Source organism: Amycolatopsis minnesotensis (assembly GCF_039529815.1).
Taxonomy (GTDB): Bacteria; Actinomycetota; Actinomycetes; order Mycobacteriales; family Pseudonocardiaceae; genus Amycolatopsis; species Amycolatopsis minnesotensis.
This window is the reverse complement of record NZ_BAAANN010000013.1, coordinates 227350-239734: the sequence shown is the minus strand read 5'-3', so window position 1 is coordinate 239734 and position 12385 is coordinate 227350. Positions and strand designations below refer to the sequence as shown.

Here is a 12385-nt window from a genome sequence, read left to right as displayed (position 1 = left end):
CGGCGATCCGGCGCGCCCCGCGCGCCGGGAGCGTGCAAGTCGGTCGCAGGGCCCCCTGGGCCCTCTGAATTTGCGATGGCAGGGCGCACCCCGCGACCAACTGCCACACACGCTGAGAGCCGCGCCCTGGCAGCGCAAATTCTGACGACCGATAAAAATACTGTCGGTGCCCCGGTGCATGCTGCGGTGCATGGGGGAGCGATCTGGGATGTTCAGGCGGGCGGTGGAGTTGGTGCTGCCCGGGGTCTGCGCCGGGTGCGGCGGGCTGGGCGCGGCTTGCTGCGAGCCGTGCGCGGGGGTGTTCGGGTCGCCGTCGGTGGTGGGGTGCGTGCCGGGGGCGTTCGCGCTGGCGCGGTACCGCGGGGTGCCGCGGCGGCTGGTGCTCGCCTACAAGGAGCGCGGCAGGCGCGACCTGGCGCCGGTGCTGGGTGCGGCGCTGGCGCGGGCGGTGCCGTTCCTGCCGGGCGGGCTGACCGGTCCGGACGGGGTGTGGTGGCTGGTGCCCGCGCCGTCGGCGCGGGCGGCGTCGCGGCTGCGCGGTGGCCCGCACGTGCTGGAGCTGGCTAGGCGGTGCGCGGGGACGCTGGCCGGGGCGGGGTACCGCGCGGCGGTGGCGCCCGCGCTGGTGACGGCCGCCGGGGTGCGGGACGCGGTGGGGCTGGCCAGGGCGGAGCGCGCGGCGAACCTCGAAGGCGGGATCGAGGTGGACGTGCGCGGCCTGCCCGCGCCGGGCACGCGGGTGGTGCTGGTCGACGACGTGCTCACCACGGGTGCGACGGCAGCGGTGTGCACCGCCGCGCTCGAAAGTGCTGGTTGCCGGGTCGCCGCGGTGCTGGCGCTGACCTCGGCGGCCTGAGCTGGGTGCACCGGCGCCAATCCAGGCGTCACCTACACGAGTGATATTCGGCGGGAACGCGTACGCGGTGCCGTCCGTTGTCCGGGTATGAGGCCCACCGCCGGAACCACACCGACGCGAGGCCGCTCCACCGGGGTGGCGGACGCGACCGCCCCGGTGCTCACGCTCGGCCCGGATCGGCCGGTTTCGAGGGGCTGTCAAGGTGAATTGTCCACTCGAAGGCTGGTCCGAACGGGTTGTGTCTGGACGGAAATCCCGGGTTTTTCGCTGCGCGGAGTAGTCGGATCTCACGCCTCGACATCCCCCGCCTCGGGGGCTGTTGTGATCGGCGTTACCCGGCTAACGTGCTCCGCTATCAGCAATCCCGGCAGGCAGGGAGGTGATCAGCCCATGACCCTGGCGCCGGAGGAGCGCTGAGCCTGGTCGGCGGAACGCCACGAGACGTCGTATTGGCTGTTCCGCCGGGTTTCCTCACCGCCCTGGTACGGGCTTTCCAAGTCCCCGAAAGTACTTCTTCACCGGCGCCGTAGTGATCCACCAGCTCGCAGACATCTCAGCGAGGGAGGTCGTGTATGGACATCGTCGTTAAGGGCCGCAACGTGGAGGTGCCCGAGCACTATCGGGCCCACGTCAGCGAAAAGCTGGCCCGTCTTGAGCGCTACGACAGGAAAGTCATCCGGTACGACGTGGAGCTCTTCCACGAACCGAACCGCAGGCAGTCGAAGAGCTGCCAGCGAGTGGAAATCACCGGAAAGGGAAAGGGCCCGGCCGTGCGTGCCGAGGCCTGTGCGGGTGACTTCTATGCCGCGCTCGACTCCGCGGTGAGCAAACTGGAAAGCCGCATGCGCAAGCTGCACGACCGGCGTCGTGTCCACTACGGACGACGCCGTTCGGAATCGGTCGCCGAAGCGACTTCGATGGCAGCCGGCGGCGGTCCGGTTCCCACGGACGGCGGAAGGCGCCCCGCGGCCAGCACCGCGGTACTCGAAGCGCCGTCGCTTCCGGAAACCGAGATGGTGAACGGCTCGGTCGCGGAGGAAATCGAACTGCCGCACCAGCGATGGGACGACGGTGTAGCCGAATACCCACCCGGCAGCATCGTCCGCGAGAAACAACATTCCGCCGATCCCATGACGGTCGACCAGGCGCTCTACGAAATGGAGCTGGTCGGTCACGACTTCTACCTGTTCTTCGACTCCGACGCGGGCCGGCCCAGCGTCGTCTACCGGAGAAAGGGCTTCGACTACGGCGTCATCAGGCTCGGCTGACCGGGTCTTTCGTCGGCGGCCCGTGCGTTCGCGCGCGGGCCGCCGCCGCGTGTCCGGTACGGGACGTGCACCGGTGGGGTGGCCTTCCCTACGATGGGGTGAACACGGTCGCCGTCGGGGGCCGTGGTACCGACGCGCGTTCGCCCCAAGACACAAGCTAGTGAGGTCTGAAGACGATGGTTCTCAACCGCCTGCTCCGCGCGGGCGAGGGCAAGATGCTCAAGCGCCTGCGGCACATCGCAGACCACATCAACACCCTCGAAGACGACGTCAAGGACCTCTCGGACGCCGATCTGCGCGCGAAGACCGACGAGTTCCGCGAGCGGTACCAGGCGGGCGAGTCCCTCGACGACCTGCTGCCCGAGGCGTTCGCGGTGGCCCGCGAGGCGGCCTGGCGGGTGATCGGCCAGCGGCACTTCGACGTGCAGGTGATGGGGGGCGCGGCGCTGCACCTCGGCCAGGTCGCCGAGATGAAGACCGGTGAGGGCAAGACCCTGACCTGCGTGCTGCCCGCCTACCTGAACGCGATCGCGGGCGAAGGCGTGCACGTGGTCACGGTCAACGACTACCTCGCCAAGCGCGACGCGGAGTGGATGGGCCGGATCCACCGCTTCCTCGGCCTCGAGGTCGGCGTCATCCTCTCCGAGCTGTCGCCGGAGCAGCGCAGGGCCGCCTACCACGCGGACATCACCTACGGCACGAACAACGAGTTCGGCTTCGACTACCTGCGCGACAACATGGCCTGGAGCCTCGACGACTGCGTGCAGCGCGGGCACTTCTTCGCGGTGGTCGACGAGGTCGACTCGATCCTGATCGACGAGGCGCGGACACCGCTGATCATTTCGGGCCCCGCGGACAACTCGTCGCGCTGGTACGTCGAGTTCGCCAGGATGTCGCCGCTGATGAAGCCCGACATCCACTACGAGGTCGACATCCGCAAGCGCACCGTCGGTGTCAGCGAGAAGGGCGTCGCGTTCATCGAGGACCAGCTCGGCATCGAGAACCTCTACGAGGCCGCGAACACGCCGCTGGTGGGCTACCTGCAGAACGCGCTCAAGGCCAAGGAGCTCTACAAGAAGGACAAGGACTACATCGTCCGCGGCGGCGAGGTGCTGATCGTCGACGAGTTCACCGGCCGCATCCTGCACGGCCGCCGCTACAACGAGGGTATGCACCAGGCGATCGAGGCCAAGGAAGGCGTCGAGATCAAGGCGGAGAACCAGACGCTCGCCACGATCACGCTGCAGAACTACTTCCGGCTCTACGACAAGCTGTCCGGGATGACCGGTACCGCCGAAACCGAGGCCGCCGAGTTCCACCAGACCTACAAGCTGGGTGTGGTGCCGATCCCGACGAACCGCCCGATGGTCCGGCGCGACCAGGCCGACCTGATCTACAAGACCGAGCAGGCCAAGTTCGAGGCCGTGGCCGAGGACATCGCGGAGCGGCACGAGAAGGGCCAGCCGGTGCTGGTCGGCACCACGAGCGTCGAGAAGTCCGAGCACCTGTCGAAGCTGCTGCTCAAGCTGAACGTGCCGCACGAGGTCCTGAACGCGAAGCACCACGACCGCGAGGCGCTGATCGTGGCGCGCGCGGGGCGCAAGGGCGCGGTCACGGTGGCGACGAACATGGCCGGTCGAGGCACCGACGTCGTGCTCGGCGGCAACCCGGACATCATCGCCGACGAGGAACTGCGCGACCGCGGCCTCGACCCGGTGGAGAACTCGGAGGAGTACGAGGCCGCGTGGCCGAAGGTGCTCGAAGAGGTCAAGACCGCGGTGAAGTCCGAGGCCGAAGAGGTCCGCGAGGCGGGCGGGCTGTACGTGCTGGGCACCGAGCGCCACGAGTCGCGCCGGATCGACAACCAGCTCCGCGGCCGCTCCGGCCGCCAGGGCGACCCCGGCGAGTCCCGGTTCTACCTCTCGCTCGGCGACGAGCTCATGCGCCGGTTCAACGCGGCGATGGTCGAGCGCGTGATGACCACGATGCGCCTCCCCGACGACACGCCGATCGAGGCGAAGCTGGTCTCCAAGGCGATCAAGAGCGCGCAGACGCAGGTCGAGCAGCAGAACATGGAGATCCGCAAGAACGTCCTCAAGTACGACGAGGTGATGAACGAGCAGCGCAAGGTGATCTACGCCGAGCGGCTGCGCGTGCTGGAGGGCGAGGACCTGCACGACCAGGTCGAGCACATGCTGCGCGACGTCGTGACGGCCTACGTCGACGGCGCCACCTCCGAGGGCTACGCCGAGGACTGGGATCACAAGAAGCTGTGGACGGCGCTCAAGACGCTGTACCCGGTCACGCTGGACTGGGAGGAGGTCGTCGAGGAAGAGGACGACCTCGACGCCGACCGGCTGCGCGAGGTCGTGCTGGAAGACGCGCAGGGCGCCTACGCGCGCCGCGAGTCGGAGATCGACGCCCAGGTCGGCGAGGGCGCGATGCGCGAGCTCGAGCGGCGTGTGCTGCTGTCCGTGCTGGACCGGAAGTGGCGCGAGCACCTCTACGAGATGGACTACCTCAAGGAGGGCATCGGCCTGCGCGCGATGGCCCAGCGCGACCCGCTGATCGAGTACCAGCGCGAGGGCTACGACATGTTCAACGCGATGCAGGACTCGCTGCGCGAGGAGGCCGTCGGCTTCCTGTTCAACCTGCAGGTCGAGCAGGCGGAGCCGGAGCAGTCGGCGCAGCCGGACGCGAGCGCGCTGCCGGTGGCCACCGGCAACGGCGTGCCGGACGAAGGCGGCAGGCACGCGCAGCCGACCCCGCCGCAGCCCGCCCCGCCGGAGCAGCAGGTGCCGTCCGCGTTGCGCGGCAAGGGCCTCGACGGCGGCGGCCCGCGCGCGATGACCTTCTCCGGCCCGTCCGAGGACGGCGGTGTCGAGTCGCACGGTGACACCGCCGACGACGAGGACGACGACGCTTCCGGCGGCGGTACGCGTCGCGAGCGGCGCGCCGCGGCCCGCGCGCAGGCGAAGAAGGGCAAGAAGGGCCCGCGCCGCTGACGGGTCGCACGCTGAAAGGCTGAAGGGGCCTCCGCGGTTTTCACCGCCGGGGAGGCCCCTTTTCAGTCCGTCGGCTGCCCGGTGAGGAGCGCGAACTCGGTGCACAGCCAGCCGTCGCGCTGCCGTTCGAACCGCGCGGTGACGGCCAGCGCGCGCCCCTGGCTGTACACGACACCGCAGGTCTCCACGACGCCCCGCACCGGCGAGGTGGCCCGCACGGACCGCACGGTATAGCGGGTGCCCCCGGCGACGCCGCGGTTGGTGAGGCGCACGTACAGCCGCGGGTGCAGGAAGCGCCGCACCTGCACGGCCGCCCGATGGCCTTCACGCACTTCGAGGATCGCCGAGAACAGCGTGGTGAAGTCGGGCAGCGTCCGCTGCGCGCCGCCGAGCTTCCGTTCCGTCGCGGCGCGCTGCGGGCGTGGCCGGGCGCGCGCCCGCGGGCGGAACTCCTCGATCTGGGTGAGCGGCACGAGCCGCTTCGGTCTGCGCTGGGCACTGTCCATGTTCGCGATCCCCCTCGATCCGGCCCTCCCCAGGACCGCCGGGGGATAGAGGAACCGCCGGACGGCCGTCGGGCCGCCTCGCCACGAGGTGGTGAATCGCGGTGGTTCCCGGCGGCTGCGCGGCGGCACCGCGATAGGGCACCATCGGGGGATGAACGGGCCGAGGGGACTGGTGCTCGACTTCGCCGGGGTGCTGACCGAGCCGGAGTCGGGCGAACTGCTGGCACTGCTGGACAAGCTGCGCGATCGGGGGATCAGGACGGCACTGCTGTCGAACGCGGCGGGTGGCGGTTCGGTTCGCCGCAAGCTGGAACCGTTCTTCGACGCGCAGGTCTACTCCGGGGAGGTCGGATGCGCCAAACCGTCGCGCGAAGTGTTCCTCCTGACCGCGGAACGGCTGGGCCTGCCCGCGAACGCGTGCGTGTTCGTCGACGACGCCGCGGTCAACGTGGCGGGCGCGGTGGGTGCCGGGATGGCGGGCGTGCACCACACTTCGGTCCCCGAAACGCTCGGAGAGCTGGAGATCCTGTTCAGCTCCGCGTTGTGACGGCGCGGCGGACGAGTTCGAACGAGAGCACCGCCGCGGCCGCGGACACGTTGAGGGATTCGACCTCGCCCGGCATCGGGATCGACACCCAGCCCGCGACGAGCTCGGCGACTTCGGCGCTCACCCCGTTCGTCTCGCCGCCGAGGACGAAGGCGGCGCGGCGCGGGAGGTCCACGTCGAACAGCGAGCCGTCCCCGGACGCGCCGAGCGCGTACAGCCCGTACCCGGCTTCCACGAGCAGCTCCGCGGCTTCGCGAGCGGTGCCGCAGCGCAGCACCGGCGCGCGGAACGCGACACCCGCGGATGCCTTGACCACCAGGGGATCGAGCGCCGCGACACCGCGGCGGGGGACGACCACGCCGCCGAGCCCGGCGGCGGTCGCGGTGCGCAGGATCATGCCGACGTTGGCCGGGGTGGTGATGCCGTCGAGCACGAGAACGCGTTCCGGCGCACGGGATCCGAGCGCGGTGGCCAGCGGCCGCATACGGGGCGCGACGACGTCGGCGAGCACGCCCTGGTCCTGTTTCCCGTTGCCGGCGAGGACCTTCACCCGGTGCGCGCTCGCGCGTTCGACGCGCACACCCGCCGATTTCGCGGCTCGCTGGATCTCGGCCGCGTTCGGCCCGCGCACCGTGTCGGCGAGGATCACCTTGTCGACTTCGAGCGCCGGGTCGTCGAGCGCTTCCAGCACCGGCTTCCGGCCGTACACGGTCAGGAAGCGGTCCTTCGGCGAGACTGTCGACTCATCACCCACACGACGCAGTCTCGCATTGTGTCAGGATCGTGCCATGCCCGACCGCTTGTCCGCGCTGGACGCGTCCTTCCTGTACCTCGAGGACTCGGCGACGCCGATGCACGTCGGCGGGGTGGCCGTGTTCGACCGGCCGCGGGCCGGCTTCGACTACGAGGACCTGCTCGCGCTGGTGGGCCAGCGGCTCGCGTTCCTGCCGCGCTACCGGCAGCGGGTGCTGGCGGTGCCGGGGCACCTCGCGCGGCCGGTGTGGGTGGACGACGTCGACTTCGACCTGAACTACCACGTGCGGCGGTCGGCGCTGCCCGCGCCCGGCAGCGACGAGCAGCTGTTCGACCTGGTCGCGCGGCTCATGTCGCGGCGGCTCGCCCCGGAGCGGCCGCTGTGGGAGGCCTATTTCGTCGAAGGGCTCGCCGGTGACCGCGTGGCGCTGGTGACGAAGACCCACCAGTCCGTGGTGGACGGTGTCGGCACCATCGAGATCGGCCAGCTCATCCTCGACGCCGCGCCGCAGGAGACCGAGCAGGCCGAGGACACGTGGGCGCCGCGCCGCCAGCCGAGCCGCTCGCAGCTCATGCTCGACGCGGTCAGCGAGACCGTGCAGCGGCCCGGCGAGCTGGTGGAGAACGTGCGGTCGGCCGCCGCGGACGTGGTGGCGACGGCGGGGAAGTTCTCCGACACCCTCGGTGGTGTCGCCTCCGCGCTGCGGACGATGGCGCGCCCGGCGCCGTCGGGGCCGCTGAACGTCCCGGTGTCCGGCGGGCGCGTGTTCGCCACGGTCCGCACCAAGCTGGCGGACTACCGGAAGGTGCGGGCCGACCACGGCGGCACGGTCAACGACGTCGTGCTGGCCGCGATCACCGGCGCGCTGCGGGAATGGCTCCTGTCGAGGGGATCCGCGCTGACCCCGGCCACCACCCTGCGCGCGCTGGTGCCGATGGCGGTGCGCGACGCGGACGCGGCCGAGTACTCGGGTGTCGGCCTGGTCGGCAACCAGGTCGACGCCTACCTCGTCGACCTGCCGGTCGGCGAGCCGAACCCGGTGCTGCGGCTGCAGCACATCGGCCACGCGATGGCCGAGCACCTCGACTCCGGCCGCTCGGTGGCCGCGCGGGCGCTGCTGCGGGTCGGCGGCTTCGCACCGGCGACCCTGCACTCGCTGGGCGCGCGGGCGGCAGGCTCGTTCTCGGACCGCATCTTCAACCTCGTCATCACGAACTCGCCGGGCCCGCAGGAACCGCTGTACGCGGGACAGGCGAGGATGACGGAGATGTACCCGGTCATCCCGCTGGTGCGCAATCAGGCACTGGCGATCGGCGTAACCTCGTACCACGGCGGCGTCTACTTCGGACTGAACGGCGACCGCAAGGCGCTGTCCGATGTGGACGTACTGGCCGGGATGATCGAGGAGTCACTCGAAGAGCTGAAGGGTGCGCACTGGTGAGGGTCTACTTTCCTGCCACGATCGACATGCTGAAGAAGGCGACCGCCGACGGGCGGTTCACGCCGGTCAGCGGCACCGGTTTCGCGCTGACCCCGGCGCTGCGCGAGTCGTACACGAGCGGCTCGACCGAGGAGCTGGAGTACGTCGCGCTGATGGACGCGGCCCGTGCGTCGCTGCGGCTGCTCGGCACGGAGGGCGAAGGAGCCCCGCCGCGCCGGGTGGTCGTGTCGGCGGACGTGGACGAGGCGACTCCGCGGCCCGACCTCGACCCGGCGGTGGTGCGGCTGCCGGGCGCGGTGGAACTGGACGCCATCGCCGCGGTGCACGTGGACACCGAAGAAGCCGAAGACGCCGTCCGCGCCGCGGCTGCCGTCGTCGACGCCGCCGACCTCGGCGACGAAGACGCCGAATTCGCCCTCGGTGACGCCGAGGACCACGAACTGGCCTGGTACGCCCCGCAGGAAATCCCCTTCATGCTGGAGCTGCTGTAGCTTCGGGCGCCATCCCGGCACAGGGCCCTGCCCTGAAGGACGCGCCTTCAGGGACCCACCGCCGCGATGCCGCTCTCACGAGCCTTCTCCGCACCCGCCTCGCCGCCGCTTCGCCCCGCGCCCATGCCCCGAAGGGGCCCTTGGGGGCATGTGATGCCGTGAAGGGCGCCTTCGGGGCATCGGCTGCACCATGCCGCGCGCCGCGAGGGGCGAGATTGTGGCGTCAGGTGCCGCGAGGGTGCCCTTGGGGGCCGGTGCTGGGATCTTGCGGCTCGCGCTTCTTTCTCGCTTTCGCGCTGGTGTCCCGATGGGAACCTGCAGAGGCGTGAACGTCGCGGATCTGGCCTTCGCGGGGCGCCCCCGCTTCGCCCCGCGCCCGCGCCCCGAAGGGGCCCTTGGGGGCATGTGATGCCGTGAAGGGCGCCTTCGGGGTATCGGCTGCACCATGCCGCGCGCCGCGAGGGGCGAGATTGTGGCGTCAGGTGCCGCGAGGGTGCCCTTGGGGGCCGGTGCTGGGATCTTGCGGCTCGCGCTTCTTTCTCGCTTTCGCGCTGGTGTCCCGATGGGAACCTGCAGAGGCGTGAACGTCGCGGATCTGGCCTTCGCGGGGCGCCCCCGCTTCGCCCCGCGCCCGCGCCCCGAAGGGGCCCTTGGGGGCATGTGATGCCGTGAAGGGCGCCTTCGGGGCATCGGCTGCACCATGCCGCGCGCCGCGAGGGGCGAGATCGCGGCGTCAGATTCCCCGAAGGCGTCCCTCAGGGACCAAGCCCCGAGCGGATCCACGCGTCCGCCACCCAGCCCGCCGGAATCAACGTGCACACATCGTCACGGTGACCTTCGGGGACTCCGCCTGCACTGAAGGGCGCCGCGCGGTCAGATCTTCGGGAGTTCGGCCACGTCCACGGCGGCGGGGGCGGTGATGTCCACCGGGGCGCCCCAGTCGGTGTAGCGGACCGTGATCACGTTCTTCGGGCCGTCGGCGGGCGCGTTGTTCTGGGTGGCGGCCTTCTTCAGCGCGTCACCGGTGTCCATGAAGAGCTTGACCGGCCGCTGCTCGCCGTCCACCCACAGCTCCATCGGCAGCTTCAGGTTGAGCGCCTGGATCCGCTTCTTCGCTTCGTCGGTGTAGGCGGCGCGAAGCTGTTCGGGCATGGACGCGACCTGCTTGTCGATGACCTTGGCGCCGTCGAGGTCGAGCTTGTAGTGCGTGGTCGCGGCGCCGTCGAGCTGGGCCTGCTCGCTGCTCGTCACGGTACCGGCGTCGCGCAGCCGCTCGATGATCTTCACCGGGTCGCTGCTGTCGGCGAGCTGCTTGAACACCGGGGCGAACAGCGCGGCGAGCGGATTGGACGCGTCGTTCAGCGCGAACTTGACCCACGGCTTGTTCATCTCGGGCGTCCGGTCCTTTTCCTGGACCTTCATGTAGATCGCCTGGTCGACGAGGCGGAACTCGGCCGCGCCCTCGGCCCCTTCCATGACCACCGACGTCGCGGGACCGGTACCGGCCGTGCGGCTCTCGCCGTGGCCCTTGCCCGCGTTCTCGGCGTCGCCGGTCACCTCGAAGGCGAACTTGACCGACTGCCCCTTGGCGACGGCGGCGGAGCTGGCTTCGCCGAGGCTTTTGGCGTCGGCGAACGCCTTCTGCTGACCGGCGTCCGGGGCCGCTGGGCCGGGCGCGGCGGAGGTGCCGCAGGCGCCGAGCGTCAGGGTCACGGCGAAGCCGCCGACGAGCAGGGCTGTCTTGCGCATCTGATTCCTCACTGTGCACGAGAACGGCGTGAATCGCGGTTCTCCGCCTGGTTAATACCGAAAAGCGCACATCGCGTTTCCGGTACGAATGTCACGGTTCGGCGGCGATCCCGCGCTCGTGCCACGATGGGCGGATGGATGCCGTGACTTCTGTTCCCAGCCCGGTGAACGAACCGGTGCGCACCTACGCGCCTGGTTCTGACCAGCGAGAATCGCTGAAGAAGCGGATCGCGGAGCTGGCCGCCGAGCAGCCGGAGCTGACCCAGGTCATCGACGGCAAACGCGCGCTCGGCGGCGGCGACCGGTTCTCCGTGGTCATGCCGCACGCCCACGCGAACACGATCGGGGTGTCGGCGCACGCGACTCGCGAGGACGTCGGGAAGGCCGTCGGCGCGGCGAAACGCGCGGCGCCGGAGTGGAGCGAGCTGCCGTTCGACGAGCGTGCGGCGGTCTTCCTGCGCGCCGCCGACCTGATCGCGGGCCCCTACCGCGACACCCTGAACGCGGCGACCATGCTGGGGCAGTCGAAATCGGTGCAGCAGGCCGAGATCGACGCCGCCTGCGAGCTGATCGACTTCCTGCGCTTCAACGCGCACTACGCGCGCCGCATCCTCGCCGAGCAGCCGAACTCGGTGCCGGGCACCTGGAACCGGATGGAGTACCGCCCGCTCGACGGGTTCGTCGTGGCGATCACCCCGTTCAACTTCACCGCGATCGCGGGAAACCTGCCGTCGGCGCCCGCGTTGCTCGGCAACACCGTGGTGTGGAAGCCGACGCCGACGCAGCAGCTCGCCGCGCACTACACGATGCGGGCGTTCGAAGAAGCGGGCCTGCCGCCCGGCGTGATCAACCTGGTCACCGGCGACGGGCACGCCGTCAGCGACGTCGCGCTCGCCGATCCCGGGTTCGCCGGGCTGCACTTCACCGGTTCCACCGCGACGTTCAAGCTGCTGTGGCGCCGGATCGCGGACAACCTCGACGCCTACCGCGCCTATCCCAGGATCGTCGGGGAGACCGGCGGGAAGGACTTCGTGGTCGCCCACCCGTCCGCGCGCGCCGACAAGCTCGCGCCCGCGCTCGTCCGCGGCGCCTTCGAGTACCAGGGCCAGAAGTGTTCGGCGGCCTCGCGCGCGTATGTGCCGCGGTCCCTTTGGGACGGTGGTGTCCGCGAGCAGCTCGCCGACCTCACCAGGTCCGTGAAGTACGGCGACGTCTCGGACCTCTCGCTGTTCGGCGGTGCGGTGATCGACGCGCGCGCCTTCGCGAAGCACCAGCGACTGCTGTCCAGTGTGGACGGTGACCCGGCGCTGGAAGTGCTGGCGGGCGGGCAGTGCGACGACTCGATCGGCTACTTCGTCGAACCGACCGTGCTGGTGTCGGACGATCCCGCGCACGAGGTGTTCGGCACCGAGTACTTCGGCCCGATCCTCGCCGTGCACGTGTACGAGGACGCCGACTACGAGCGGATACTGAAGATCGTCGACGAGTCTTCGCCCTACGCGCTGACGGGTGCGGTGTTCGCCGACGACCGGACCGCGGTGCAGCAGGCGCACCGCGCGCTGCGGTACACGGCGGGGAACTTCTACGTCAACGACAAGCCGACCGGGTCGATCGTCGGGCAGCAGCCGTTCGGCGGCTCGCGGGCTTCGGGCACGAACGACAAGGCGGGGTCGATGTTCAACCTGCAGCGGTGGGTGAGCCCGCGGTCGATCAAGGAAACCTTCGACGCGCCAACGGAGATCGGCTACCCGCACATGCGGTGAAGCAC

At 70.4% G+C, this 12385-nt stretch carries 10 protein-coding genes; 7 read left to right on the top strand and 3 right to left on the bottom strand.

The window, feature by feature from the left end:
• Window positions 1–190 precede the first annotated feature (190 nt).
• From ABD256_RS18710 to secA, 3 genes are all read left to right on the top strand, one after another.
• On the top strand, window positions 191–856 hold the full coding sequence (locus tag ABD256_RS18710) for a ComF family protein (protein WP_344419920.1): 666 nt from the start codon (window positions 191–193) through the stop codon (window positions 854–856).
• Between the two features lie 572 nt (window positions 857–1428).
• The gene (gene hpf / locus ABD256_RS18705; protein ID WP_344419917.1) at window positions 1429–2124 is read left to right on the top strand and encodes a ribosome hibernation-promoting factor, HPF/YfiA family; all 696 of its coding nucleotides are present in this window, start codon (window positions 1429–1431) and stop codon (window positions 2122–2124) included.
• Window positions 2125–2300: 176 nt separating this feature from the next.
• Complete coding sequence (secA, locus tag ABD256_RS18700; RefSeq protein ID WP_344419915.1) at window positions 2301–5129, top strand: preprotein translocase subunit SecA; 2829 nt, start codon at window positions 2301–2303, stop codon at window positions 5127–5129.
• A gap of 62 nt (window positions 5130–5191) precedes the next feature.
• Here secA and ABD256_RS18695 read toward each other — a convergent pair whose 3' ends face one another.
• The gene (locus ABD256_RS18695; RefSeq protein ID WP_344419912.1) at window positions 5192–5635 is read right to left on the bottom strand and encodes an Rv3235 family protein; all 444 of its coding nucleotides are present in this window, start codon (window positions 5633–5635) and stop codon (window positions 5192–5194) included.
• A gap of 151 nt (window positions 5636–5786) precedes the next feature.
• Here ABD256_RS18695 and ABD256_RS18690 point away from each other — a divergent pair, with 151 nt between their 5' ends.
• Entirely contained in the window at window positions 5787–6182 is a 396-nt protein-coding gene (locus ABD256_RS18690) for an HAD family hydrolase (RefSeq protein ID WP_344419909.1), read from the top strand.
• Here the strand turns inward: ABD256_RS18690 and ABD256_RS18685 are convergent.
• A complete protein-coding gene (locus tag ABD256_RS18685; RefSeq protein WP_344419906.1) occupies window positions 6166–6936 on the bottom strand; it encodes a TrmH family RNA methyltransferase in 771 nt (256 codons plus the stop codon). The genes ABD256_RS18690 and ABD256_RS18685 overlap by 17 nt on opposite strands.
• Window positions 6937–6970: 34 nt before the next feature.
• Here ABD256_RS18685 and ABD256_RS18680 point away from each other — a divergent pair, with 34 nt between their 5' ends.
• Both ABD256_RS18680 and ABD256_RS18675 read left to right on the top strand, forming a co-directional pair.
• Window positions 6971–8377 (top strand): WS/DGAT/MGAT family O-acyltransferase, encoded by a 1407-nt coding sequence (locus ABD256_RS18680; protein WP_344419903.1) that lies wholly within the window; start codon window positions 6971–6973, stop codon window positions 8375–8377.
• Window positions 8374–8868: a DUF6912 family protein gene (locus tag ABD256_RS18675; protein ID WP_344419900.1), complete on the top strand. Its 495-nt coding sequence runs from the start codon at window positions 8374–8376 to the stop codon at window positions 8866–8868. The genes ABD256_RS18680 and ABD256_RS18675 overlap by 4 nt, the downstream gene beginning before the upstream one ends.
• Window positions 8869–9741: 873 nt before the next feature.
• Here ABD256_RS18675 and ABD256_RS18670 read toward each other — a convergent pair.
• Window positions 9742–10617 carry an SCO4651 family lipoprotein gene (locus ABD256_RS18670; protein WP_344419897.1) on the bottom strand — a complete coding sequence of 292 codons (876 nt, stop codon included), beginning with the start codon at window positions 10615–10617 and terminating at the stop codon, window positions 9742–9744.
• 134 nt (window positions 10618–10751) lie between these two features.
• Here ABD256_RS18670 and pruA point away from each other — a divergent pair, with 134 nt between their 5' ends.
• The gene (gene pruA, locus ABD256_RS18665; RefSeq protein WP_344419894.1) at window positions 10752–12380 is read left to right on the top strand and encodes an L-glutamate gamma-semialdehyde dehydrogenase; all 1629 of its coding nucleotides are present in this window, start codon (window positions 10752–10754) and stop codon (window positions 12378–12380) included.
• The last annotated feature ends 5 nt before the right edge of the window (window positions 12381–12385 follow it).